A 26,207-nucleotide genomic window follows, 5' to 3' on the forward strand; every position below is an offset into this window, starting at 1 on the left:
AGCCCGCCCAGAACCCCGATTGCACGCCAGTGCTGCTCAAGAAACACGGCCCCGAAACCGTAGATCGCCATCAAGATCAACGCGCCCACGGCACATATTGCCTCGCGGCTAAGCCAGCTTGTCTTCCATTGGCTGAAGGCTTTGAGAGCGCGCTTGGGCTGGCCCAAGTGGAAGGTCGAGGCGACCAACCCGCCAACGGCCAGCAGATAGGCAATGGCGAAAAACACAAACGCAACGACGCCCGTTGGCGACGGTATGCCAAGGCCAAGCCAGAACAACAGGCCAAAGCCCAAGCCAGAGAACACGCTAAAGAAGATCACAGAAGGGGCGGGATGCATCAGATTTTATCCAAGGTACGGTCAAGCCACCCCAGAAAGCCCTTCGGCTCCTGATCGATGGGGGCAAGAAACGGGGCAAGCACGTCAAATTCCGGCATTTGGTCTTTGGGGCGCGGAGGCAGATATTTGTTGACCGGCTTGGTGCCCTGTTCAGGCATCAAATCGACGCCGCCCCGATCCGCGACCAACTTGCTGACGTCACTGTTCGGGTCGCCCAGATCGCCGAAATGCCGCGCGCCCGACGGGCAGGTGCGTACGCAGGCGGGAATGCGGTCTTGTTCGGGAAGGTTGTCGTTATAGATGCGGTCGACGCACAGGGTGCATTTTTTCATCACGCCAGCCGCTTGGTCCAGTTCGCGCGCGCCGTAGGGGCAGGCCCAAGCGCAAAGCCCGCAGCCGATGCAGTCGGATTCGTTGACCAGCACGATCCCGTCCTCGACCCGCTTGTAGCTGGCACCTGTAGGGCAGACAGTGACACAGGGCGCGTCCTCGCAATGGAGGCAGGATTTGGGGAAATGTACCAGTTGGGCAGGACCTTCGGTCGGCTGGACCTCGTAGCTGTGTACACGGTTCAGGAAAGTGCCGGAAGGTGCCGCACCGTAAGCGTCTTGGTCTGACAGCGGCGCGCCGTAGTTTTCTGTGTTCCAGCCTTTGCAGGAAATCACGCAGGCGTGGCAGCCGACACAGGTGTCCAGATCGATCACAAGACCGAGCTTTTTCTGAGTGGTTTGTGGCAGTTCGGTCATGTGTGGTTTGCTTTGCTGGTGTCGGAGTGGGGGCCAGCCCCCATACCCCCGGGATATTTCAGAGCCAGAGAAGGGGCGGTGTGTTTGATTTCTAAGCGAGGTCTTTTGGTGCGGTGGGAACAGGAGATTTCTGTTTCGGGGTGTTTGGTTTGGATTCTGACGGGGCGGGTGCCTTTTCGATTTTAACCTTGAGGTCGAACCATGCGGCTTGGCCTGTTATGGGGTCAGAGTTGGACCAGCGCAGGCCGTCACCCTTGGGGGGGAGCAATTCGTGGATCAGGTGGTTGAGCAGGAAGCCTTTGGTTGCTTCGGGGGCCTGTTCATCAAGCGCCCAGGCACCCTTGCGTTTGCCGATGGCATTCCATGTCCAGACGGTATTTTCGTTCAAAGCGGCCATTTCCATAACGGGCACCGTTATTTCCCCATGGGGGGAGGTGACGCGGGCCCAATCGCTGTCGTTCAGGTCGTGTTCGCGCATCAGTTTGGTCGGAAGATATAGCGGGTTGTGGCCGTGGATTTGCCGCAGCCACGCGTTCTGACTGCCCCAGCTGTGATACATCGCCATGGGGCGTTGGGTGAGCGCGGTGATGGTGAAGCCGTCGTTGCCCTGTTGGTCGGTTTCGTACCAGATCGGCAGGGGCGACATGGTGTGTTTGATCCGGTCGCGCAGGTGGTCGGGGGGCTGGCGGTTGCCGTGGCCTTCGGCGGCAAGCTGGAAGCGGCGCATCGGTTCGACATAGAGCGAAAACAGATAGGGCTGGGGTGTGTCGAAAAGGCCGGTTTCAACGGCCCAGTTTTGGTAGGCGTTGTTCCACGGTTTGTAATATTGCGCGCCATCGGGGATGTGGTGGGTAAAGAAGCCGCCGTTTTCGATATAGCGTTCGAGTTGATTGGGGTTCGGAGTGCCGCGCCCTGCCTTGTTGCCATCCGCGCCGCGAAAGCCTGCCAGCGGGCCGATGCCAGGGCGGCGTTCATGGTTCACGATATAATCGGCGTAGTCGGCGTATTTCTGGCCGCCTGTATCGTCGACAAAGCCCGGTAGGCCAAGCCGCGCGCCCAGATCACAGAGCACCGACTGAAAGCCGCGCACATCGCGGTCAGGTTCAACGACGGGCCAGCGGATCGCATCTGCTGCGGCGTCAGCCTCGCACATCGGGCGGTCCAGCAGGCTGATACAATCGTGGCGTTCCAGATAGGTCGTGTCGGGCAGGATCAGGTCGGCAAAGCCCACCATCTCGGAGGAATAGGCATCAGAGTAGATGATATGCGGGATCACGTAGTCGCCGTTGGCGTCTTTGTCGGTCAGCATCTTCATCACGCCGCCGGTGTTCATGGACGAATTCCATGACATGTTGGCCATATACATGAACAGCGTGTCGATCTTGTAGGGATCACCGGCATGGGCGTTCGAGATCACCATATGCATCAGGCCATGCGCGCTCATCGGGTTTTCCCAAGTAAAGGCCTTGTCGATGCGCGCGGGGGTGCCGTCGGGATTGAGCGCCAGATCGTCGGGGCCTTGGACAAAGCCAAGGTGCGGGCCATCCAGCGGTTTGCCGGGCGTCACGCCGCAATGGGGTTTAGGGTGTGCGGTGGCAGGTTTTGGGTAGGGCGGTTTAAAGCGAAATCCGCCGGGAACCTCGACCGTGCCGAGGATGATTTGAAGCGTATGGAGCGCGCGGCAGGTCTGGAACCCGTTGGCATGGGCCGAAATCCCGCGCATGGCGTGGAATGACACCGGGCGGCCGGTCATTGTCTTGTGCACGTCGCCGCGGAAGTCGGTCCATTGGTGGTCTAGCTCGAACGCTTCGTCAAAGGCCACGCGGGCAATTTCGGCGGCAATGGCGCGGATGCGTTTCGCAGGGATGCCGCAGCGGTCGGCGACAGCTTCGGGGGCGTAGTCGTCGCTGAGGTATTTTTCGGCCATATGGTGAAAGACGGGGCGATGAGTGATGCCATCGACGGTATGGGTGGCGGACAGATCAGGGTGCACGCCGGGTTTATCGAACGCGGTCAGCTTGCCGGTCTTGCGGCAGACCACCAGCTGCTTGCCAGCGTCGTCGCGCAGCAGCAGGCCGAATTCGGGCGAGTTTTCATCGCCATTGACCAGCACAGGCGCATCGGTGAACCGCGCTAGATAGTCAAGGTCAATGCGTCCGGCCTTCATCAGGCAATGCACCATCGACAGAATGAACAGGCCGTCTGTGCCCGGCGTGATGCCGACCCAATCATCGGCCACGGCGTTATATCCGGTGCGGATTGGGTTCACCCCGATGACCCGCGCGCCGCGTGCTTTGATCTTGCCGATACCCATCTTGATCGGGTTACTATCGTGATCCTCGGCCACGCCGAACAGCATGAACAGCTTGGTGTGATCCCAGTCGGGCTGGCCGAATTCCCAGAATGCGCCGCCCATGGTATAAATACCCGCTGCGGCCATATTGACCGAACAGAACCCGCCATGCGCCGCATAATTCGGCGTGCCAAAGTTTTGCGCCCAGTATGACGTGAAGCTTTGCGATTGATCACGGCCTGTAAAGAACGCCAGCTTTTCGGGGGCGTTGGCGCGGATCGGGGCCAGCCAATCGGTCGCGATCTGCAACGCCTCGTCCCACTCGATCTCCTCGAATTCGCCTGATCCTCGTTCGCCGACACGTTTCAACGGTTTGCGCAGGCGGGCAGGTGCGTTGTGCTGCATGATGCCGGCGCTGCCTTTGGCGCACAGCACACCTTTGTTGATGGGGTGGTCGCGGTTGCCTTCGATATAGGCGACTTTGCCTGCCTTCAGGTGAACGTTTATCCCACAGCGGCAGGCGCACATATAGCAGGTGGTTTTGCGGATCTCGTCAGACACGGGAGGGCTGAGGTCGAGAACGGGTTGCTTATGCGTCATTCTGGCCCTTTTGGTCTGTGGTCAGCACGTTGCTGGCTTCGCGCGCGATCTGAATTTCTTCCTGCGCGGCAATGGTATAGCTGGGAAAGTTTCCCATCCACGAAAGCTTGTCAAGAATGGCGTTCCTGATGTGGCTTGAATTCTCGCCGATGCCGCCTGTGAAGGCCACGGCATCCAGCCCGCCCATGGCTGCGATCATGGACCCTGCCTGCCGTCCGGCCCAATAGCAAAAATGGTCGATGGCAAACCGCGCCTTGGGGTTGTTGCTGTTTTCCAGACTGCGCATGTCCGAGCTTAGGTCTGACAGACCCAGAAGGCCGGAGTGATGATTTAGCAGGGTTTCAGTCTTTTCTAGCCCAAGCTGGCGGACAAGGCGCAGCACGGCCCCTGCGTCAATCTCGCCCACGCGCGTTCCCATCGTCAGGCCGGATAGAGGGGAATACCCCATCGTTGTTGCCACGCTTTGCCCGTCAAGGATCGCGCAAAGCGAAGCGCCATTGCCAAGGTGGCAGGCGAGCAAGCGTTTGGGCAGGGCACCGCTTTGTTGCGGCAGCACGCGGACAAGGGCGGCATAGCTGGTGCCGTGAAAGCCGTAGCGTTGCAGGCCCGTCAGATCGGGGCGATCAGGCAGTGCATAGCGGCGGGCGATATCTGGGGTCGTGGCGTGAAATGCGGTGTCGAAACTGGCACATTGTGGCAGGTCGGGGGCCAGGGTTTCGACCGCGTCAATGGCTGCCAGATGATGCGGGTTGTGTAGGGGGGCAAGCGGGACACAATCTGCAATGGCTTGGCGGACTTGGGGCGTGATGCGGCAGGGAGCGGTCAGTGTGGTGCCGCCATGGACGACGCGGTGCGCAACAGCGCGCAGTGCGGTGATAGCGATACCCTGCTGTTGCAGCGCGTCAAAGATCGCGGCAAGGGCTGTGGCATTATCGGGCAGGTTTGTGGCATGCGCAGTGGCCGCGATTTTCAACGCGCCCGTGCCGCCGATGCCTGTCGCCTCGATCCGCAGGACTTCTGCCAGATTGCCGTCAAACAGGGCCGTCTTGATCGATGACGACCCTGCGTTGATCACAAGGATATGGCTGCCTGACACGCCCTAGACCGTCTGGGGGCGCATGTCGTCTTTGCTGATGCCAGCGACCGCGACGGGTTTTTTCATCGCATCGCGGCGGAAGGGTTCGCCCAGTTCCTGATTGATCATCGCCTCGATCAGGGTGGTTTTGCCGTGGTTCATCTGGTCGTCTACGGCCTTGTTCAGCGCTGCTGTCAGTTCGTCCATGGTGCGCGCCACGACACCTTGCAAACCGCAAGACTGCGCGATGCCTGCGTAAGACACCTGTTCGTCCAGTTCGGTCCCGACAAAGTTATCGTCGAACCACAGAGTCGAGTTGCGCTTTTCAGCGCCCCATTGGTAGTTGCGGAAAACCACCTGAGTTACGGCGGGCCATTCGCCGCGGCCGATCGCCGTCAGTTCGTTAACCGAGATACCAAACGCACCATCACCGGCAAAGCCCACGACGGGGACATCACGGCAGCCGATTTTGGCCCCGACAATGGCGGGAAGGCCGTAGCCACAGGGGCCGAACAGACCCGGGGCCAGATATTTCCGGCCTTCGTCAATCGACGGATAGGCGTTGCCGATGGCGCAGTTGTTGCCGATGTCGGAGGAGATGATCGCATTGGCGGGCAGCGCGGACTGAATCGCGCGCCACGCCATGCGGGGGCTCATCCAGTCGGGTTTGTCGGCGCGGGCGCGTTCGTTCCAACTGGTGCCGACATCGTCTTCTTCGTGGTCCATACCTGACAGTTGCTGCGCCCATTTCGACTTGGTTTCGCCAATGGTGGCTTTTCGGTCATCGCGTCCCTCATCGCCAGCGGTGTCCGATAGATTGGCCAGCAGTGCTGTGGCGACTTTGGTTGCGTCACCGACGATGCCAACGCTGACCTTTTTGGTCAGACCGATACGGTCGGGGTTGATGTCGACCTGAATGATCTTCGCGTCCTGGGGCCAGTAATCCATGCCATAGCCGGGCAAGGTCGAGAACGGGTTAAGCCGGGTGCCAAGGGCGAGGACCACATCGGCGCGGGCGATCAGCTCCATCCCTGCTTTGGACCCGTTATAGCCCAAGGGGCCTGCGAACAGCGGGTGCCCGCCGGGAAAGGCATCGTTGTGCTGGTAGCCGACGCAAACGGGTGCGCTTAGGCGTTCTGCCAGCAGTTTGCTTGCCTCGATCCCGCCTGTTGCCAGCACCACGCCGGCACCGTTCAAGATCACGGGAAACTTGGCGGTGGACAGCAAAGCAGCAGCCTTGGTGATGGCGGCTTCCCCGCCCGAGGGGCGCTCGAAGGCGACGATTTCGGGCAGGTCGATGTCGATCACTTGGGTCCAGAAATCGCGCGGAACGTTTATTTGCGCGGGGGCAGAGGCCCGTTTCGCCTGCATAATCACACGGTTCAGGGTTTCGGCGATGCGTGACGGATCGCGGACTTCTTCTTGGTAGGCGACGCAATCGGCGAACAGGTTCATCTGCTCCATTTCCTGAAATCCGCCTTGGCCAATGGTCTTGTTCGCGGCTTGCGGGGTGACCAAAAGGCAGGGTGTGTGGTTCCAATAGGCGGTTTTCACTGCCGTCACGAAATTAGTAATGCCGGGGCCGTTCTGCGCGATCATCATCGACATCTTGCCTGTCGCGCGGGTAAAACCGTCAGCCATCATGCCAGCGCTGCCTTCGTGGGCGCAATCCCAGAATGTGATGCCAGCGTCGGGGAAGATATCCGAGATCGGCATCATGGCTGACCCGATTATGCCAAACGCGTTGTCGATGCCATGCATCTGAAGGGTTTTCACAAAGGCTTCTTCGGTGGTCATCTTCATTTGGGGGGGCATCCTTGCAGTTATGTCGTGTTGCGCGAACACTATGGCTTGGGGTGGTCGCTGGTTAGGGCCAGCGCAGGGGGCTGGATAAGGCCAGATTACATCGTGTGGTGCAAAGCGTCCGCAACAAGGGCAATACCATCCGAAATCCGTGCCGACGGGATCGAGGAATAGGCAAGCCGGTAGTAGTTCTGTGGTGGGGTGTCGCTGGTGAAAAACGGCGCGCCGGGTTCAATCAGAACGCCCTTTTCTTGCAACCGTTTGGCCAGATCACCGGTGTGAACGTGATCAGGGGCGCGCATCCAAAACGACGACCCGCCATAGGCACCACGTCCGGCGATTTGCAGACCGTTTGCCTTTATCGCGTGTTCCATCTCATTGCGGCGGTTGTGTAAGGCGTTGCTCATCCGGCGGACCAGCGCGTCGTAGTGGCCCAGTGATAGGAAATAGGCGGCAGTGCGCTGGATATGCCCCGGTGGGTGGCGCAGAACGGAGGCTCTCAGGGCGCGGGCCTCGCGGATGAAGGGCTCAGACCCGACCAGATAGCCAAGGCGCAGGCCCGGAAACAGCGATTTCGAAACGCTGCCGACATAGATCACGCGCCCGTCCTTATCTAAAGATTTCAGGGACGGGGAGGGTGATTTGAGAAAGGACATTTCGAATTCATAATCATCTTCGACGATCAGGGCGTCCAACGCCCGTGCGCGGTCCAGCAAGGCACGCCGCCGCGCCATGGGCATGGTCGCGGTTGTCGGGCACTGGTGGCTTGGCGTGGTGAAAATAACGTCGGTCTCATCGGGGATCGCGTCGGGGACCAACCCTTGGTGATCGACTTGAACGGGGGCCATGTGGCATCGCGATTGCGACAGAATATCGCGAAGTGCCGGATAGCAGGGGTCCTCCACCGCGGCGTGCCTGCGTTGGGTCAGCAATACTTGCGCGGTCAGCCACAGGGCATTTTGCGCGCCAAGGGTGATCAGGATTTGTTCGGGCCGCGCTGATATCCCGCGACGGGGCAGGGAGTGGCGCGCGATGAATTCGATTAGCTTGGGGTCGTCCTGATCATAATAGTCCGTGGTCAGGGATGTAAATTCTCGTTGGCCCAAAGCCTGCAAAGCGCAAAGCCGCCAATTTGCATGATCAAACAGCGTTGCATCCGCCTGACCGTAGATGAAGGGATAGCGAAAGCTGTTCCAGTCCTGGGGTTTCACAGGCGTGACGCCGCCACTGAATCGCTGCCCGATGGCGCGGGTCCAATCTACGGCATCGGTAGATTCTGCGGCAGGGGTGAATTGGGGTGGTGCAGGGGCATTTTCGGATATGAAATAGCCCGAGCGGCCTTTCGACGTCAGATAATCATTCGCCAGCAGTTCCGTATAGGCGATGGTGACGGTGATCCGACTTAGACCCAAGTGTGCGGCCAGCCTGCGGGTCGATGGCAGCTTTTCACCCGTGCGAAATCTGCCCGACAGGATGCCTTGGGCGATTATCTGCTGAATCTGCTGCTGCAATGTGCCTTGGGCATCTGGGTGCAGGAAAAAGGTTTCAACGGGAAGCGCCATGAGCCTAGCGTAAGCTGGACTTAGTGCCCGTGCAATCTGGCATTATCGTTAGGGGTCGTAAAAAAGGCCCCGGCAAATGCCAAGGCCTGATTATTCATCCGCTTAGGTCGCCGATTTATGGGCAAGCGGCTGTATAACGCTGACCGGCAGAGTTTTGGTAGACGCACTGGCCGTTTGCACCGCGACCAATGTAGGCACCAGCGGCTGCGCCAGCCAAGCCGCCCAAAACAGCGCCTTTGGTGCGGTCGCTGTCGTTCGATACGACGGCACCCAAGGCGGCACCAGCGGCGGCACCTGTCAAAGCGGACTGATTTTGTGTTTCACAGGCAGAGATTGCGCCAATCAATGGCAGGATCAACAAGAACTTCTTCATGACTTACTCCAATACTAATCATTACCTTTTAACGCATCAGGGTAGGTATAGTTCCAGAAGAAATCGTGCGGTCGGCGGGAAGCGGCCTGTTGTCAGTGCAACCCGGCGCTTTGGGGCCGGGTTGCACAAGGGGTTACCCGAAGACGCGTCCCAATGCGCCATCGACCGATGTGATGATCTGGTCGATGTCGTCTTTTTGGGCGATCAAGGCAGGGCTGAAGCACAGCGTGTTGTTTTTGCCCGGCAAGGACCGGTTGGTGGCACCGATGATCACACCTTGGGCCATACAATCAGCCACAACCGCCTGCACCAGCTTTTCAGCGACCGGCACGCGGGTGCTTCGGTCTTCGACCAGCTCGGCCCCGAGGAACAGACCCTTGCCGCGTACCTGACCGATAACGGAATACTTGTCCGACAGCTCTTCGAGTTGCTCAAGCATGTAGTGGCCCATGTCGGTGGTGTTTTGCAGCAGGTTTTCACGCTCGATGATGGCCATGTTTTCGATGCCCGCCGTCGGCCCTGCGGTGCAGCCGCCAAAGGTCGAGATATCGCGGAAATAGTTCATTGGATCAGCTGCGTCATCCTTGAACATGTTGAACACCTCTTCGGTGGTCACAAGGCAGGCGATCGCGGCATAGCCAGAGGCAACACCTTTGGCCATTGTCACCATGTCAGGCTTGATGCCGTAGTGCTGATAGCCAAACCATTCGCCGGTCCGGCCCACGCCGCAGACGACTTCGTCGATGTGCAGCAGGATGTCATATTTGCGGCAGATTTCCTGAACGCGTTCCCAATAGCCATCGGGAGGGGTAATAACGCCACCCCCTGCGGTCACGGGTTCAAGGCACAGCCCACCAACAGTATCGGGGCCTTCGGCAAGGATGATCTTTTCGATCTGATCCGCTGCCCAAACGCCATAGTTATCCTCGGGTGCGCCGTCCTGTTCAAACTTGCGGTACTCAAGGCAATGGGGCACGCGCACGAACCCGTCGGTAAAGGGGCCGTATTGCGCGTTGCGTTCGTCCTGCCCGCCCGCCGACAGGCAGGCGATGGTGGTGCCGTGATAGTCGCGGTCGCGGTAGAGGATCTTGTGTTTCTTGCCGCCATAGCGCTTGTGCGCAATCTGGCGGACCATCTTAAAGCCCTTCTCGTTCGCCTCGGAACCTGAGTTGCAGTAATAGACGCGGCTCATCCCAGGCATCTTGTCGATCAGTTTTTCGGCAAAGATAGACCCCGGAATCGACCCGGCAGAGCCTGCGAAATAGTTCAGTTTGATCAGCTGGTCGCGGACCGCATTCGCGATACTTTCACGGCCATAGCCGACGTTGACGGTCCAGACGCCACCGGACACGGCATCCAGATGCTCTTTGCCCTTTTGATCCCAGACGCGCATGCCCTTGCCTTCGACGATGATGCGGGGGTCCGTCGTTTCATAGGGTTTATGCTGGCTTAGATGGTGCCAGATATGGGCGCGATCGGCCTCGACCACACGGGAGATGTCGTTTTCATTGAATGTACCGTCCATGGGGCAGACCTTTCTGGTGTTCGGGGGCTTTGGACGCAAGTATAGCGCCACTTTGTAAAGACCACACCGCAAAAAGAGAGGTTTCAGTAGGGCCAGCCGATGCTTGTTGTTAAGTCCAGTCTGCGCGCAGCACTCAAGGACGGAGTACAACGCCATCGTAATGCGCCGTTTTCTTCGAAGAAAACGGATCGGAATTTTTGAAAATTCCGTGGCACGAAGCTGGCTTTTGAGTTTGAATTCATGCCGCTAGAAACGCAAACAGGGCAGCCCGCTAGGCCGCCCTGTTTGTAGATTTACTGTAGTGGTAACGACCTACTTTGGCCGAAAGCTTGTTTTGGGGCGCTTTGGCGCACCTTCGCCGCCCCCTGCAGGCTTGCTGCCTTTGGGCTTGCCGCCGGGTTTACCCAGTTTGTTTGGTGGTACGAAACGCTTTGACGGATCGGATGCACGCGCCTTGAAAGGTTTGTCAGTGGCCGGTTTTGCATCACCACGCGGTGCGTCGCTGCGCGGGCCTGCGGGCTTGTCTTTCTTCCAAACAGCCTTTGCCTTGGGCTTGTCAAAGCTGTCGGGCTTGGGGTTCGATTTTGGCTTGGGCGCGGCCCCGGTCTTCATGGGCGTGCGTTCGGTTTTATGCGACTTTGGTGGGCGTTCCCCCTTGGGCGCGCGGGGCTTTTCGAACTTGGGCTTATCACCGCGTGGTTTGTCGCCATAGGGTTTGGGGCTGCGCGGCTTTTCGCTGACCGCGACAGATGCCTCTACGGTTTCGGCGCGGGGCTTGCGCGGGGCCGTTGGCGCATCGGGGTCATAAGCAGGGCGGGGTGCACGTTCGGGGCGGGGGCCACGATCCGGCTTTGGTCCGCGACCGCCGGGCTTGGGCCCGCGCGACAGATCAGGGGCCTTGTCCAGTTTGGTGACGATCGCGCCGTCTTCGACCTTCATGTCTGGTCCAAGGGCATTGGTGAATTTCGCAGCCGACGTGGCAAGGATTTCCACGAATGTATGGCTGGGCTGCACACGGATCGCGCCCACGTCATCCTTGGTCAGATCGCCCATGCGGCAGATCATCGGCAGGATGGTGCGCGGCTCTGCCTCTTGGTTGCGCCCGATCGAGATCGAGAACCAGACCGACGGGCCAAAGTCACCGCGTGGCTTTTCATCAGCAGGTGTGCCGGGTTCGGCCAGCTGTTCTGGTGCGGATTGACGCGCACGGTACAGATTGACGAAAGCGGTCGCGAGTTGTTCGGCGCTGAACTGTTCCACCAGATTGGCAACAAAACCTGCTGCATCATCGGGGATCGGATCAGACCATGCGGAATCAGCCAGCAAACGCTTTTCGTCTTCTGCGTTCACCTCTTCTGCGGATGGCGGGTTGGCCCATTCGACTTTCAGCTTGGCACCACCGATCAGGCGGTTCGCTTTGCTGCGCAGTTTTGCAGGCACGATCAGGGCGGACACACCTTTGCGACCCGCACGACCTGTCCGGCCAGACCGGTGCAGCAAGGTATCCGAGTTCGACGGCAGATCAGCGTGGATCACCAGTTCGAGATTGGGCAAGTCGATGCCGCGGGCGGCGACATCTGTGGCAATACAGACACGGGCGCGGCCATCACGCAGCGCTTGCAGCGCATTGGTTCGTTCGGATTGCGACAGCTCGCCTGACAGCGCCACGACCGAGAAACCCCGGTTCGTGAACCGTGTGGTCAGGCGGGCAACAGCAGCGCGCGTGTTGCAGAACACGATGGCGTTCTTGGCTTCGTAAAAGCGCAATACGTTGATGATCGCATTTTCGGTGTCGCGCGGATGCACGGTCAGGGCGCGGTATTCGATATCCGTGTGCTGCTTGGCCTCGCCAATGGTCTCAACCCGCTGCGCGTTGCGCTGGTAGGATTTCGCCAGCTTTGCAATCGCCGCCGGAACGGTCGCGGAAAACAGCAAGGTGCGGCGGTCTTCGGGTGCTTCGGACAGGATGAACTCAAGCTCTTCGCGAAAGCCGAGGTCCAGCATTTCGTCGGCTTCGTCCAGCACCACGGCGCGGATGTCCGACAGGTTGATGTTGTTACGCTTGATGTGGTCGCACAAGCGGCCTGGCGTGGCGACGACAACATGTGCGCCCCGGTCCAGTGCACGCCGTTCGGTGCGCGTGTCCATACCGCCCACGCAGGTGGTAACCACGGCACCCGCAGGACCGTAAAGCCACGTCAATTCGCGGCTGACCTGCATGGCCAATTCGCGGGTGGGCGCAATGACCAGCGCAAGCGGTGCACCGGCGTGGCCGAATTTTTCGGAATTGCCCAGCAGTGTGGGTGCAATGGCCAGACCAAAACCAACGGTCTTGCCGGATCCGGTTTGTGCGGATACCAATAGGTCAGCGTCGGCTAGGGCCGGGTCGGTCACGGCCTGTTGGACTGGGGTTAGAGAATCATAGCCTTGTTTGGCAAGAGCGTCGGCAATAGTCTGGATCAAGGGATTGTCCTGTCTGAATAAATGCGCGTCTGAAAATGCGCGCGGCTAGGCAATGGCGCGTACGCCAGCCTAAGTATTGCGCCCGTCCGTAATTGGTTGTGGGGTGAATGTACATGGCTTTGTCGCAAAGGGATTTATAGGATTAATTCAGAGCCGGGGTAAGGGGACCCCGAAAAACCGGAGAAATGTATGACCGAAGGCAGCCGTGATCCGCGCCTTGGCACCGCGCCCAAACACCCGGCCGTCGGGTCTGTCATGGATGTGGTGACCTTTCGCATGGCCCGTCTGGTGGCCATCAACACCCGCGCAGGGCAACATTGGACAGAACGCCTTTTTGATCTGAGCCTGAACGAATGGTGGCTTTTGGCCGTCACCCACGCCCATCAATCCATCAGAGCAGGCGATATGGCCGAACTGCTGGTGATGGACAAAAGCCAGCTTAGCCGGTTGATCCGGGCGCTTGTGGACAAAAACCTGATCAAAAGTGCGCAGGATCCAGATGACGCCCGCGCGGTCGTTCTGGATGTGACCAGCAAGGGCCATCTTTTGCATCAACAGGTTTTGGCTGAGGTGTTGCGCCGTAATGAAAATGTACTGGCCCCGTTGTCCCGTGAAGAGGTGGCCCAGCTTGGCGATATGCTGGACCGTTTGACGGACCACAACATTGACCTGTTGAAAAAGAACAAGGGCGGCGCTGCGTGATCGTTTATGGGCCGTTTCGGGCTTGTGTGTCAGGGCACGCAGCTTTCAAGCTGCACGTTAGCAAAAATCCACAGGAATGGGTGATATGAAATTTCGCAAGCTGGGCCTGTCATACTTCAGACGGGGTCTACGCAGAGTAGCTGCGATGGTATTGTCGGGCAGACGGCGGCGGTTTACCTCTGTTGCGGGCTCGCGCGGATATGTTCTGCATTTGCCTAAGGGTCGTGTCAAAGCCCCCATTGGGCTGATCGTGATGCTGCACGGGTGCCGTCAATCGCCCGAAGATTTTGCCAAAGGCACCGGAATGAATCCGCTGGCAGACCGTCACGGGTTTGCCGTGCTGTACCCCGCGCAATCGCGCCGGGCCAATTTTCAAGGCTGTTGGCGCTGGTACGATGCAAAGCACCAGCAAGAGGGGCGAGGAGAGCCCGCGATTCTTTCGGCCATGACCCGTCAGGTCATCAGCGATCACGCGATCCCGCCCGCCCGTGTTTTTGTCGCGGGCCTGTCGGCGGGGGCGGCCATGTCGGTGGTCTTGGGGCAGACCTATGGCGATTTGTACGCTGCCGTAGGAAGTCACGCGGGCCTGCCGTTTAAAGCGGCGCATAGTGCTGTCGGTGCTTTTGCCGCCATGGGCGGCGCGGCGCAGTCGCATGGGCCAAACCAGCCCAAACGCACGATTATTTTCCATGGGACGGATGACAATACAGTGCATCTGTCCAACAGTGTGGCCATCGCCGGTGCGCAGATACCGTCAAACGGCGCGCGTCAGGTCAGCGAAACCATCGACACGGCAAAACATACCGCCCGCCGCGATGTGCGCTTTGATGTGAATAACCGCGCCGTGTTAGAGGAATGGACCATCACGGGGCTGGGCCATGCATGGTCCGGTGGGGCTTCCGAAGGCAGCTATACCGATGCAGACGGCCCTGATGCCAGCGCCGCCATGGTCAAGTTTTTCTTTGACGATGCGGCCTAGTCCGCGCTGATCGCGTCCCCCCACGCCGACATGATTTCGGTCGCCCCTGCGTTTTCATCGCCCTGTCGCGCCACGGCTGACGGACAGGCAAAGTGGTAGGGAAATATCGTACGCGGCGCGGTGACGACATGGGCCAGCGTGTCTTTCAACGCGGCAATCACGTCTTCGGGCAGTGCTTGATCGACGATGGTGACATCGGCCATGCTCATATCCGTGCGTGGGCTGTGAAATGCGGTGTTCAGGTCCATGCCGTAATCCAGCAGCAGCGATGTCAGTTCGGCCACCGCAGGCATGATCTTGCGCCCGCCCGATGCGCCAAGGGCGAATTGTGTGCCATCGGATCGCTCCAGCAGCGTGGGGCACATATTGGCAAGACAGCGCTTGTTCGGGCCAAGGGAATTCGGCTTGCCCGGTTCGGGGTCAAACCACATGATCCCGTTGTTCATCAGGATGCCCGATTGCGGCAACATCATCCGCGACCCAAAGATCGACAGCAGCGTTTGTGTGACGGCGACCATGCTGCCCTGTTCATCGACGATGCTGAAATGTGTGGTGCAGCTTGGGTCGGGTTCGTGTTCCGTGTCGCCCATCGTGTCATAGCGTTCTTGATTGGCCTGCCGGATCGCGCGGTCATAGGTGACAAATGCTTCGGCATCCGGTGTGGCGCTGGCAGGGTGCCATTCCGACATGATCTCAAGCGCGCGGCGCATGGTGGGGCCAGCGGTCAGGGTGGGCGTGGCGATGATTTCATGGTCGCGGTAAGGATAGTGCATCGCATCGACCAGCGTGGCCTGATAGTCGGCCATATCCGCCATGCTATGCCGCCCGCCCGTCGCTTGCAGATCGTCGATGATGGACTGCGCCAATGGCCCCTCATAGAACGCGCGCGGCCCGTTTTCGGCGACGGTGCGCAAGGACGCAGCAAGGCGGCTCAGGTCGCATTTGGTTTCGCCCAAAGCGGTCCAGCCCGATGCCTTTGGAAAGCCACCCTCGTCCAGAAATGTCTTGGCCGAGGCGGGAAAGGGGGCGAGGTCTTTGGCCGATCCGCCCAAGATCAGCTGCGCGTACCAATCCACTGGCAGGCCAGCATCGGCCAGCGCAATCGCGGGGGCCAGCAGATCGGCCCAAGATTTCGTGGCAAAGGTTTCATGCGCCAAGCCCATGCCCGCGACCTGACCGGGGATCGCGATGGCTTTGGGGCCAAAGACATTGCGATCCTCAAGCACCATGGGCCACGGGAACAAATCGCCCGCCTTACCGCCCACGATGGGATAATCCGCGACATCCAGACCGATGGGCGATTTCATCCCGAATTCAACCACCTTGGCGGTCTTTTCACCGGCCATCCGCACGACCATATAGCCGCCGCCGCCCATCCCGCTCATCCATGGTTCGGCGGCCCCCAGGGCAAAGGACGTGGCAATCGCCGCATCCACGGCATTGCCGCCTTGCGCCATGATATCCGCTCCGACCTGCGCTGCGACCCGGCTTTGCGAGGCGACGATTCCCTTTTTACTGCGGGTGGCGGGTTTGGTGATCTGCCAGGATCTGTTCTGCGGCTGCGTCATGGGGGCGTTCCTGAAATTGTGATTTCACCATCCAACGCCACTGTCGACTGATTTGCAAACGATTGCTTGGGCTTAGCTGAAATTGACCTGCCGGCTTGAAATCAGCCTCGTCAAACAGCCCCTTTTCATGTAGAACAAAAAGTGAACATAAGGAGGGATGCATGACACCCGATTCCCAATTTGCCCAAGTGATTTCCTTGTCCAACAAGCGTCTGGTCAAGGATGTGCCCACCCAGAATATGGCCCCGCATATGGGGTCTGCGATTTTGCGCGACGCGCTGCCGGACGCGCCCTTCGATGCGGCGGCGACGGGGTTTGTGCTGGCGTGTCTACCCGACAGCAAGGATCCGGTGATGTGGATTCAGGACCGTATGTCGCGGCGCGAAAACGGGCGGCTGTACGGGGCGGCGTTGCGGCGGTTCGGGTTCAACGGCAACATCCTGCGGGTCGAGGTCAGCCATCCCCGCGACGTTCTGTGGGCGATGGAGGAAGGGGCATCCTGTGCGGGCCTGTCTGCCGTGGTGGGCGAAATTCACGGCGCGCCCGAAGTGCTGAGCTTTACCGCGACCAAACGGCTGGCGCTGCGGGCGGAAAATTCGGGCGTGCCTTTGTGGCTGATCCGGTCCGGCGATCACGGTGCGCTGAGCGCGGCGCGGGAACGCTGGCGGCTGCGGTCGCGGCCTTCGGGGGCCAACCGGTTCAATGCCCAAGCCCCCGGCGCGCCAGTCTGGGAGGCGGATTTGTTCCGTGCCCGTGGCCGCGCGCCCGGTGTCTGGACCGCAACCTATGACGCAGGCGCACAAAGATCTGCGGATCGTCTCGGTCTGGTTCCCGGACCTGGCGATGGAGCGATGGCGGCGGATCATCACCCAGCATCGCACGCCACCGGCGGATGACGTGCCGGTGGTGCTGGCGCGCGAAGGGGCGCATGGCCCTGTTATTCACGCAATGAACGCAGCGGCACGCGCGTACGGTATCGCGGCGGGCGCACGCGTGGTTGATGTGCAGGCGATCTATCCTGATTTGCACGTGGAACGCGCGGATGCGGCGGGCGATTACAAACTGCTGGAACGGTTGGCCCATTGGGCGCGACGCTGGTGCCCCTGGACGGTGCGCGACGGGCAAGACGGGATCGTGATGGATGTCACAGGGGCTGCGCATCTGTTCGGGGGCGAAGCCGCGACGCTGCGCGACATGGCGACGCGTTTCAAGATGCAGGGGTTAAGTGTGCGGTTGGCAATGGCCCCCACGCGCGGGGCCGCGCGAATGTTGGCGCGTCATGGGCCTGCGTCTGTGGTGGGTGACAGTGAAACGTTGATGGCACAGCTTGCCCCGCTGCCGGTGGCGGCACTGCGGCTCAGCAATGATATGCTGCGGCTGCTGACGCGGCTGGGCCTCAAGACCGTCGGCGCGCTGGCGGATGTGCCGCGCGTGGCGCTGATGCGGCGGTTTTCGGGGCTGCCAGAGGATCGCAATCCGCTTGTGCTGCTGGACCGCGCCACGGGCCGTGCCGCTGATCCGTTGAACGCGCCGCCGGATGCGCAGGTCTGGCTGGCCCGCGTCCGCCTGGCCGAGCCGGTGATTGATCCGGTGCCGCAACTGCCCGCGCTGGCCGATGCTTTATGTGCCGATCTGGCCAAGGCGGAGCAAGGCGCGCGGGTGCTGCGGCTGACGATTTACCGCGTCGATGGTGAATGGCGCAGCCGTGATGTGAGAACCGCCAGTGCGACGCGTGACCCTGCGCATCTGCTGCGGCTGCTGTCCGGCAAGTTGGACGGGATCGACCCCGGTTTCGGGTTCGATCTGCTGACGCTCGAGGCGTTGCGGATTGAGCCGCTGTCCCTGCATCAGGATCATCTGGACGGCAGTCGGGACGCTGGGCGCGATGTGGCGGCCTTGCTTGACCGGCTGACAGCGCGGTTGGGCCCCGAGAAGATTACGTGGTCTGCGTGGTGTGAAAGCCATCTGCCCGAACGGGTTGAAACCCGCGTTCCTGCGATTGCCCATAGCGCTGCGGCGGCCCCGGTGGTGATTTCAGAACGCCCCTTGCGCCTGCTGGATCCGGCGGAAGAGGTCACGGTGCTGTATGCCGTACCCGAAGGCCCCCCCGCGCGGTTTCAGTGGCGGCGTGTGGCCTATCACATGGCGCGGTTCGAGGGGCCGGAAAGGATCGCGCCGGAATGGTGGCGCGACAAGCCCGGCACGCGATTGCGCGATTATTACAAGGTCGAGGTGCAAGACGGGCGGCGGTTCTGGATTTACCGCCAAGGCGTTTTGGGCGACGGGCGTGGCGGTGACCCGATGTGGTTCCTGCACGGTGTTTTTGCATGAAGCGTTTTCGCATGAGTTCGGCAGACGTGCGCCTGCGGCGACACCCCTCCCGCCCTCCCGCTAGAGGACAAGGCGATGCCGCAGAATGACGCGCTGCCACGCCGCACGATTGAGGTGGAAGATCCGTTTCAATGGCATCCGCCCAGTCCTTATGTTGAGCTGGGGCTGGCCAGCTGTTTCTCGTTCCTGCGCGCCGCGTCGGATGCGGTTGATCTGACGGCGACTGCCAATTTGCTGGGTTATGACGCGATGGGGATTGCGGATCGCAACACCTTGGCCGGCGTGGTGCGCGTGCATTCCGAGGCCGCGAAAGCCAAGATACGGCCCATCATCGGCGCGCGGCTGGTGCTGATGTGTGGTACGGACCTGCTGGCCTATCCGCACGATCGTGACGCCTATGCGCGGCTGTCGACGCTGCTGTCAGAGGGTAAGATGGCGGATGTCGATGGCGGCTGGCAGGAAAAGGGCACCACCGATCTGACGCTTGAGATGGTGGCGGCCCATGCCGAAGGTATCGAGCTGATCTTGATGCCGCCCGAGGGGGTACAGGTGTTCGAGGCCGGGTTGCCACGTCTGTTGCGGGCCTTGCCGGGGTTGCGGCATATCGGGGCGGCGTATCTGTACCGTGGCGATGATGTGGCACGGATCAACCGGTTGGATTGTATCGCAAAGGCGCATGGGCTGGGGATACTGGCGACCAACGATGTGCTGTATCACGCCGCCAGCCGCCGCCCCTTGCAGGACGTCATGACCTGCATCCGCGAGGGGCGTACGATCGAAACAGCGGGGTTTCTGCTTGAAGGAAACGCCGAACGCTATCTGAAACCGCCATCCGAGATGTGCCGCTTGTTCGCCGCTTGGCCCCACGCGATTGCAGCAACGCGGAAGGTGGCGGATGCCTGCACCTTTTCCTTGAACGATCTGAAATACGAATACCCGCACGAGATCGTACCCGAAGGGCGCAGCGCCCAAGAGGAGTTGGAGCGGCTGACGTGGGAAGGCGCGGCCACCCGCTATCCTCAAGGCGTGCCGGACCGGATCAAGGCGATCATTGAAAAGGAATTCGCGCTGATCCAATCCAAAAAGATCGCGCGGTACTTCCTGACCATCAACGATATCGTGCGCTTTGCCCGTCAGGATGCGCAGCCGCCGATCCTGTGTCAGGGGCGCGGATCCGCGGCGAATTCGACGGTATGTTTCTGCCTTGGTATTACGGCGGTGGACCCTGCCGAACATGATGTGCTGTTTGAGCGGTTCTTAAGCGAGGAACGCGACGAGCCCCCTGACATCGACGTTGATTTCGAACACGAGCGGCGCGAAGAAGTGATCCAGTACATGTACGCGAAATACGGGCGCACGCGGGCGGGTCTTTGTGCGACTGTGATCCATTACCGCCCCCGTTCCGCCGTCCGCGAAGTGGGCAAGGCGATGGGACTGTCCGAAGATGTGACCTCCAAACTGGCCAGCACCGTCTGGGGCAGTTTCGAGGCGTCGGTTGGCGATGAGCGCGTCAAGGAGGCGGGCATGGACCTATCTGACCCTTACCTGCGCCGCGTGCTGATGCTGGCGCGCGAAATGACGGGCATGCCGCGTCATCTAAGCCAGCATGTCGGCGGGTTCATCCTGACCGAACGCCCCCTGACCGAGATGGTGCCGATTGGCAACGGGGCCATGCCCGACCGCAGTTTCATCGAGTGGGACAAGGATGACATCGACGCGCTTGGGATTTTCAAGGTCGATATCCTCGCGCTTGGGATGCTGACCTGCATCGCGAAATGCTTTGATCTGATACGCGCGCATTACAACGATGACTTTGAGCTGGCGACGGTCCCGCCCGATGACGAACCCACCTATGACATGCTGTGTGCAGGCGACAGTCTGGGGGTATTTCAGGTGGAAAGCCGCGCGCAGATGGCGATGCTGCCCAAGCTGCGCCCGCGCGTCTTCTATGATCTGGTGATCGAGGTTGCGATCGTACGTCCCGGCCCCATTCAGGGCGACATGGTGCATCCGTTCCTGCGCCGTCGCCAACGGCAGGAGGGCGTCAGCTATCCCGCGCCGGGGCCGGAGCATCCGCAGGACGAACTGCTGAAAATTCTGGGGCGCACCTTGGGCGTGCCGATCTTTCAGGAACAGGCGATGAAGATCGCGATTGATGCGGCCAAGTTTACACCAAAGGAGGCGAACGAGTTGCGCAAGGCGATGGCAACCTTCCGGTCGCGCGGCACGATTGAAACGCTGCAAACCAAGATGGTCGGGCGGATGACCGAGCGCGGCTATGACCCCGAGTTTGCGCAGCGCTGTTTCGATCAGATCAAAGGGTTTGGCGAATACGGATTCCCCGAAAGCCACGCGGCCAGCTTTGCCAAGCTGGTCTATGTCTCCAGCTGGATGAAATGCCACTATCCGGCGGCATTCGCCTGTGCGTTGCTCAACAGCCAGCCGATGGGGTTTTATGCGCCTGCGCAGATTGTGCGCGATGCCCGCGAACACGGTGTCGAGGTGCGCGGCGTTGATGTGGATTACTCAGACTGGAACTGCACGCTGGAACCGTCGCCCGACGGTTTTGCCCTGCGGTTGGGGATGCGGCAGGTGGATGGGATGCGCGAAGACGCCGCCGCGCGGATCATGGCGTCACGGGATCGCCCGTTCGAGGATGTGGCCGACCTGAAAACCCGCGCAAGGCTGGACCGTGGTCAAATCCGCAAGCTGGCCGAGGCGGACGCGATGCGCAACATGGGGATAGATCGCCGTCAGGCGCTGTGGCAGGCGCAAGCGCTGAAAGACGCGCCCGATCTGCCGATTTTCACCCATGCCGATGCCCGCGACGAAGGGGCTGAGCCGCCCGTGCTGTTGCCCGCCATGCCGCAAACCGAACAGGTCGTGGCGGATTATCAGACGCTGCGCCTGTCGCTCAAGGCGCATCCGATCAGCTTTTTCCGCGCCAGTCTGCGTAAGCAGGGGTTCAACGCTGCGGGCGATCTGCCCAGCCTGAACCACGGGCGAAAGGTATCACTGGCGGGTCTGGTGCTGGTGCGCCAGAAACCGGGCAGCGCCAAGGGCGTATGCTTTATCACGCTTGAGGATGAAACAGGGGTTGCCAATCTGGTGATCTGGCCCAAGCTGTTTGAACATTACCGCGCTGTCATCATGTCGGCGCGACTGCTGGTGGTGCATGGGCGGATGCAAACGGACGGGCGGGTGATCCACGTGGTGGCGGACCGACTTGAGAACCGGACAGACCGGCTGGACCGGCTCAGCACGGAACGCGTGCCGCAAACAACCGTGCGCGGTGATCATCCGACCCATCCGATCCCCGGACAGGTCGCACCGCGGCAACACCCGCGCGATGTGCGGGTGATCCCAAAGTCACGTGATTTTCATTAGGGTTTGGTGGGGGTGCTCATGAAGGCAAAGACAGGCTGCGGCGCGGCGTTGGGGTGCAACGTGCTTTCAGGGTAGATAAAGCCATTAATCGGATAAACGCTGCCATAGGAATCTGCTTGGCTTTCAAGGCGTACGTCAGACCAATCGTTGCCAGCAGACACGTCAATGACGCTCATCCGCAGGGAAATCTTGTTGCGCTTCCAGTTGGCATGGTCGACCAGAACTTCGCGCGGCGACACCACTTGGGATACCACGGCAACATGGCCCATGGGATTGCGGTTGGTGCCCTTGAACGCCATGACCGCGCCGACTGCCGGTTCTTTGCCGCGTGCATATTGCCCTTTGGCCTGATTCCACCAAGTATTCGCGTTGCCCCGGATGTTTACCCCACTGGCGTTGCGCGCAAAGGGTACGCACCAAACGCGTGCTCCTTTGGATTGCAAAGCGCGGACTTCCTGAATGGCCATCGCGTGCAGGTCAGGGTTAATACCCGCCGACGAAATTGTCTGAAGTTCCGCCGGTGCGCGCGCGCATCCAGCAGCGAACAGCATGCCTACAAGAAGAAATGGAATGCCGAATTTTGTCGCCAAGGCGTGTTTCACGCTCATTTACTGCCCTCAATGGTTATTTACCTGCGCTTTACCGTCCCCGTAAAGCTGGGCAGACCTTTGACGATTTTGGGCAGAAATCAAAGCAATCCATTAACCAACGGCAGAAATCCGCCACTTTCGTTACAAATTGTTAATCGGCGGGAACCATTTGTAATCCCCCGATTTGAACAATCAGGTCCAAAACATCTGCCACGCCCTTGTCGGATTTCATCGCGGCAAAGACAAACGGGCGGTCCCCCCGCATGCGTTTTGCATCACGGTCCATCACCTCCAAAGACGCACCAACATAGGGCGCGAGGTCTGTTTTATTGATGATCAGGATGTCTGATTTGGTAATTGCAGGGCCGCCCTTGCGGGGGATTTCTTCGCCCGCGGCCACGTCGATGACGTATAGCGTGATGTCGGCCAATTCGGGGCTGAAGGTTGCAGAAAGGTTATCCCCGCCCGATTCGATCAAGATGCAGTCCAGATCGGGATGGCGTTCCTGCATCCGCGCCACAGCGGCCAGATTGATTGACGCATCCTCGCGAATCGCGGTGTGGGGGCAGCCGCCGGTTTCGACCCCGATGATTCTGTCTTGTGGCAGTACCTGCATCCGCATCAGGGCTTCGGCGTCTTCTTGGGTGTAGATGTCGTTGGTGATCACAGCGATGGACCAGCGGTCGCGCATGGCCCGACACAGGGCCGCCGTTAGCGTGGTCTTGCCTGCGCCAACAGGGCCGCCGATTCCGATCCGCAAAGGGCCATGGGGTGAAGTCATGTCTGGAACATCCTTGAGTAAAGCGTTTCGTGTTGCATCGAGGCAATGTCGGCCAGAAAGCAGGCACTGCCGATGTCGTCAATGGTTTGGGTCAGCGCGGTTTCAACGGTCTGCCGACATAGCGGGGCAAGGGCGGTGATCACCCGCTGCCCGTCGGTTTGGCCCAAGGGCACAGCACGGATCGCGGCAGAAACAAGCGCGCTGACAAAGGCATGCAGGAACATCTGCGCGGCGTCCTTCAGCGGCAAATCCTGGGCAGCACTGGCGGCACCGAAAGCCACAGGCAGCGTCAGGTCGGGCAGGGTATGGCCCCAGACGTCATTCACCACCCGCACGAACGCCGCACCTTGTTGTGCCGTCTCTGTCAGGCGTTCGGATGACGGTGCCAAGGCGCGCGCCAGCGCATCCACGTCCATTAACCCCTCGCCGTGATAGCCAGCTGCAAGCAGGATCGCATCGGTCCGGCCCGCGCCGTGGGTGATAATGCCGCCAAGCCACGCTTGCAGGGACGCGGCATCATGGATCGTGCCGTCGTGCACGGCCATCTCAAGGCCGTGGCTATAGCTGAACGCACCAATGGGAAAGCCGGGCGAGAGCCATTGCGCAAGCGTTATCAGCGCGGCGGTCTGCATCAATGGGCGTGGCTGTGGGTGCGCCCGTGACCATAGGCACCGCCTTCGGGAATGAAGGGTTCTGAGACATCGCGCAGGGTCGCACCAAGCTTGCCCAGCATATCGCGGATCACGTGGTCATTCTGGATCAGCAGCCGCGTCGGTTCGACTTGGCAGGGGCAGTGGCGGTTGCCGATATACCACGCCAGCCGCACCAAATCCTCGCCGGTGATTTCTAGCAAGGCTTCCTCGGCGGCGATGACCTCGATGAACTTGCCGTCATCCAGCAAAAACGCATCGCCGTGGTTCAGCGATTCCGTATGGGACAAATCGACAAGGAACCCCTCGTTATGGGCGGTCAGCAGACGTTTGCGGCGCAGGAAACGTTCGTCATAGGTCAGCACGCAGCAGTCATGGGCATCGTCCCAATGGCCGCTGCGTTTGATCGTGTGGGCGGAAGTAAGATCGGTCATATCGGGCCTCAGAACATGAAATAGCGTTGTGCCATGGGCAGGGTTTCTGCGGGTTCGCAGGTCAGTAATTCACCATCTGCGCGCACTTCGTAGGTTTCTGGGTTCACCTCGACCTTTGGCGTGGCAGAGTTGTGGATCAGATCGGATTTACCGATATTGCGGGTGTTTTTGACTGCGATGGTTTGCTTGGACAGACCAAGGCTGTCGCGCAGCCCGTTTGATTGCGCCGCTTCGGAAATGAAGGTGACGGCGCAGTGCTGCAACGCGCTGCCAAAGGCCCCGAACATGGGGCGCGTGTACACGGGCTGCGGCGTCGGGATTGACGCATTCGGATCGCCCATCTGCGCCACGACGATCATGCCCGACATCAGCACCATTTCGGGCTTTACGCCAAAGAAGGCGGGGCTCCACAGGACCAGATCGGCCTTTTTGCCGACCTCGATCGACCCGATTTCGCGGCTGACACCGTGGGCAATCGCGGGGTTGATCGTGTATTTCGCGATATAGCGTTTGACGCGGAAGTTATCGTTGTCGCCGGTTTCCTCGGGCAATCGCCCGCGCTGCTTGCGCATCTTGTCGGCGGTCTGCCAGGTGCGGATCAGCACCTCGCCCACGCGGCCCATGGCCTGGCTGTCGGACGCGATGATCGAAAATGCCCCGATGTCATGCAGGATATCTTCGGCGGCAATGGTTTCGCGGCGGATACGGCTTTCGGCAAAGGCGACGTCTTCGGGGATCGACTTATCCAGATGGTGACAGACCATGAGCATGTCCAGATGCTCTTCAAGCGTGTTCACCGTGAAGGGGCGCGTCGGGTTGGTGGAGGACGGCAGAACATGTTCTTCGCCGCAGATCTTGATGATGTCCGGCGCGTGGCCGCCGCCCGCCCCTTCGGTATGGAACGCGTGGATTGTCCGGCCTTTCATGGCGGCCAAAGTATGTTCGACAAAGCCGGATTCGTTCAGCGTATCCGTGTGGATCATCACCTGCACGTCCATATCATCGGCCACCGACAGGCAGCAATCAATGGCCGCCGGGGTGGTGCCCCAATCTTCGTGCAGCTTTAGGGAGCAGGCCCCGCCATTCACCATCTCGACCAGCGCACCGGGCTGGCTGGCGTTGCCCTTGCCCGACAGTCCGATATTCATCACCACGCCATCCATCGCCTGCAACATGCGCCCGATGTGCCACGGGCCGGGGGTGCAGGTGGTGGCGAGCGTGCCATGTGCGGGGCCAGTGCCGCCACCGAAACAAGTGGTCACGCCGGAATGGAGCGCGTCTTCCATCTGCTGTGGTGCGATAAAGTGGATGTGGCTGTCGAACCCGCCGGCGGTCAGGATACGACCCTCGCCCGCGATAATCTCGGTGCCCGGGCCAATGATGATATCGACGTTGGGCTGGGTATCGGGGTTGCCGGCCTTACCGATCCCCGCAATCCGCCCGTCTTTCAGCGCCACGTCCGCCTTGTAGATGCCCGAGTGATCCACGATTAGCGCATTGGTGATCACGGTATCGACCGCACCGCCCGCCCGCGTCACCTGAGACTGCCCCATCCCGTCGCGGATCACCTTGCCGCCACCGAACTTCACCTCTTCGCCATAGGTGGTCAGATCGCGTTCGACTTCGATGATCAGATCGGTATCGGCCAGACGCAGACGGTCGCCCGTGGTCGGCCCATACATCGCAGCATATTCAGAGCGGGGGAGTTTGGTGGTCATCGTCTTCTCCTAGAGGGTCCACAATGGGTGTCTTAACTTTCAACACGTCATTTGCGATCAAAGCTGAAATTGCGCTTTTATAACTTCAACTAGTTTTTTGGCTGCTTCCCGATCGAGTTGAATTGTCTGGGAAGTTTTGCCGGTAAGCTTCCGGCCTGATCTGCCGTAAGTATTGATCTGGATAAATGTCTCTTCACCCGCATTGAAAGCTCCAAGTGACGCCTCAACTGGTCCATGCACATTTGGTTTTTCAAGTTCTAAAACTTCGAAATTGGTGATGAGTGCCATA

At 60.2% G+C, this 26,207-nt stretch carries 21 protein-coding genes; 5 read left to right on the top strand and 16 right to left on the bottom strand.

The window, feature by feature from the left end:
- The 9 genes from ABYT07_RS03655 to ABYT07_RS03695 all read right to left on the bottom strand — a co-directional run.
- The coding region (locus ABYT07_RS03655; RefSeq protein ID WP_372989534.1) for a dimethyl sulfoxide reductase anchor subunit family protein at positions 1–338 on the bottom strand (338 nt) is incomplete at its 3' end.
- Positions 338–1,084, bottom strand: coding sequence for a 4Fe-4S dicluster domain-containing protein (locus ABYT07_RS03660; protein ID WP_372989536.1), 747 nt, complete (start codon positions 1,082–1,084; stop codon positions 338–340). The genes ABYT07_RS03660 and ABYT07_RS03655, both read right to left, overlap by 1 nt.
- Positions 1,085–1,175: 91 nt before the next feature.
- Positions 1,176–3,977 carry a molybdopterin oxidoreductase family protein gene (locus ABYT07_RS03665; protein ID WP_372989538.1) on the bottom strand — a complete coding sequence of 934 codons (2,802 nt, stop codon included), beginning with the start codon at positions 3,975–3,977 and terminating at the stop codon, positions 1,176–1,178.
- Positions 3,967–5,073: an acetate/propionate family kinase gene (locus ABYT07_RS03670; RefSeq protein WP_372989540.1), complete on the bottom strand. Its 1,107-nt coding sequence runs from the start codon at positions 5,071–5,073 to the stop codon at positions 3,967–3,969. Before ABYT07_RS03670 ends, ABYT07_RS03665 begins: the two co-directional genes overlap by 11 nt.
- Positions 5,074–5,076: 3 nt before the next feature.
- Positions 5,077–6,855 (bottom strand): sulfoacetaldehyde acetyltransferase, encoded by a 1,779-nt coding sequence (gene xsc, locus ABYT07_RS03675; RefSeq protein WP_372989541.1) that lies wholly within the window; start codon positions 6,853–6,855, stop codon positions 5,077–5,079.
- Positions 6,856–6,953: 98 nt separating this feature from the next.
- Positions 6,954–8,417, bottom strand: a complete 1,464-nt coding sequence (locus tag ABYT07_RS03680) for a PLP-dependent aminotransferase family protein (RefSeq protein WP_372989542.1) — start codon at positions 8,415–8,417, stop codon at positions 6,954–6,956.
- Between the two features lie 115 nt (positions 8,418–8,532).
- Positions 8,533–8,790, bottom strand: coding sequence for a glycine zipper 2TM domain-containing protein (locus tag ABYT07_RS03685; protein ID WP_372989544.1), 258 nt, complete (start codon positions 8,788–8,790; stop codon positions 8,533–8,535).
- A 133-nt stretch (positions 8,791–8,923) separates the two neighbouring features.
- Positions 8,924–10,315: an aspartate aminotransferase family protein gene (locus ABYT07_RS03690; protein WP_372989546.1), complete on the bottom strand. Its 1,392-nt coding sequence runs from the start codon at positions 10,313–10,315 to the stop codon at positions 8,924–8,926.
- A gap of 312 nt (positions 10,316–10,627) precedes the next feature.
- Positions 10,628–12,778, bottom strand: coding sequence for a DEAD/DEAH box helicase (locus ABYT07_RS03695; RefSeq protein WP_372989548.1), 2,151 nt, complete (start codon positions 12,776–12,778; stop codon positions 10,628–10,630).
- 189 nt (positions 12,779–12,967) lie between these two features.
- Between ABYT07_RS03695 and ABYT07_RS03700 the strand changes: the two genes are divergently transcribed.
- Positions 12,968–13,480, top strand: coding sequence for a MarR family winged helix-turn-helix transcriptional regulator (locus ABYT07_RS03700; RefSeq protein WP_372989550.1), 513 nt, complete (start codon positions 12,968–12,970; stop codon positions 13,478–13,480).
- A gap of 85 nt (positions 13,481–13,565) precedes the next feature.
- Positions 13,566–14,459 carry a PHB depolymerase family esterase gene (locus ABYT07_RS03705; protein WP_372989552.1) on the top strand — a complete coding sequence of 298 codons (894 nt, stop codon included), beginning with the start codon at positions 13,566–13,568 and terminating at the stop codon, positions 14,457–14,459.
- On the opposite strand, the gene ABYT07_RS03710 is transcribed toward ABYT07_RS03705, so the two are convergent.
- Positions 14,456–16,027, bottom strand: a complete 1,572-nt coding sequence (locus ABYT07_RS03710; RefSeq protein WP_372989553.1) for a gamma-glutamyltransferase — start codon at positions 16,025–16,027, stop codon at positions 14,456–14,458. The genes ABYT07_RS03705 and ABYT07_RS03710 overlap by 4 nt on opposite strands.
- A 161-nt stretch (positions 16,028–16,188) precedes the next feature.
- Here ABYT07_RS03710 and ABYT07_RS03715 point away from each other — a divergent pair, with 161 nt between their 5' ends.
- From ABYT07_RS03715 to ABYT07_RS03725, 3 genes are all read left to right on the top strand, one after another.
- A complete protein-coding gene (locus ABYT07_RS03715; RefSeq protein ID WP_372989555.1) occupies positions 16,189–16,923 on the top strand; it encodes an ImuA family protein in 735 nt (244 codons plus the stop codon).
- Entirely contained in the window at positions 16,871–18,358 is a 1,488-nt protein-coding gene (locus tag ABYT07_RS03720; protein ID WP_372989578.1) for a DNA polymerase Y family protein, read from the top strand. Before ABYT07_RS03715 ends, ABYT07_RS03720 begins: the two co-directional genes overlap by 53 nt.
- A 75-nt stretch (positions 18,359–18,433) precedes the next feature.
- The gene (locus ABYT07_RS03725; RefSeq protein ID WP_372989557.1) at positions 18,434–21,745 is read left to right on the top strand and encodes an error-prone DNA polymerase; all 3,312 of its coding nucleotides are present in this window, start codon (positions 18,434–18,436) and stop codon (positions 21,743–21,745) included.
- Here the strand turns inward: ABYT07_RS03725 and ABYT07_RS03730 are convergent.
- The 6 genes from ABYT07_RS03730 to ABYT07_RS03755 form a co-directional block, all read right to left on the bottom strand.
- The gene (locus ABYT07_RS03730; RefSeq protein ID WP_372989558.1) at positions 21,742–22,353 is read right to left on the bottom strand and encodes a CHAP domain-containing protein; all 612 of its coding nucleotides are present in this window, start codon (positions 22,351–22,353) and stop codon (positions 21,742–21,744) included. The genes ABYT07_RS03725 and ABYT07_RS03730 overlap by 4 nt on opposite strands.
- 133 nt (positions 22,354–22,486) lie before the next feature.
- Entirely contained in the window at positions 22,487–23,116 is a 630-nt protein-coding gene (gene ureG, locus ABYT07_RS03735) for an urease accessory protein UreG (RefSeq protein ID WP_372989559.1), read from the bottom strand.
- Entirely contained in the window at positions 23,113–23,748 is a 636-nt protein-coding gene (locus ABYT07_RS03740) for an urease accessory protein UreF (RefSeq protein WP_372989579.1), read from the bottom strand. Before ABYT07_RS03740 ends, ureG begins: the two co-directional genes overlap by 4 nt.
- Positions 23,748–24,200, bottom strand: coding sequence for an urease accessory protein UreE (locus ABYT07_RS03745; protein ID WP_372989561.1), 453 nt, complete (start codon positions 24,198–24,200; stop codon positions 23,748–23,750). The genes ABYT07_RS03740 and ABYT07_RS03745 overlap by 1 nt, the downstream gene beginning before the upstream one ends.
- An 8-nt stretch (positions 24,201–24,208) precedes the next feature.
- Positions 24,209–25,918, bottom strand: a complete 1,710-nt coding sequence (ureC, locus tag ABYT07_RS03750; protein WP_372989562.1) for an urease subunit alpha — start codon at positions 25,916–25,918, stop codon at positions 24,209–24,211.
- A gap of 57 nt (positions 25,919–25,975) precedes the next feature.
- Positions 25,976–26,206, bottom strand: coding sequence for a hypothetical protein (locus ABYT07_RS03755; protein WP_372989563.1), 231 nt, complete (start codon positions 26,204–26,206; stop codon positions 25,976–25,978).
- Between the last annotated feature and the right edge of the window lies 1 nt (position 26,207).

The sequence above is a fragment of the Sulfitobacter sp. genome, from assembly GCF_041552635.1.
GTDB lineage: Bacteria > Pseudomonadota > Alphaproteobacteria > Rhodobacterales > Rhodobacteraceae > Sulfitobacter.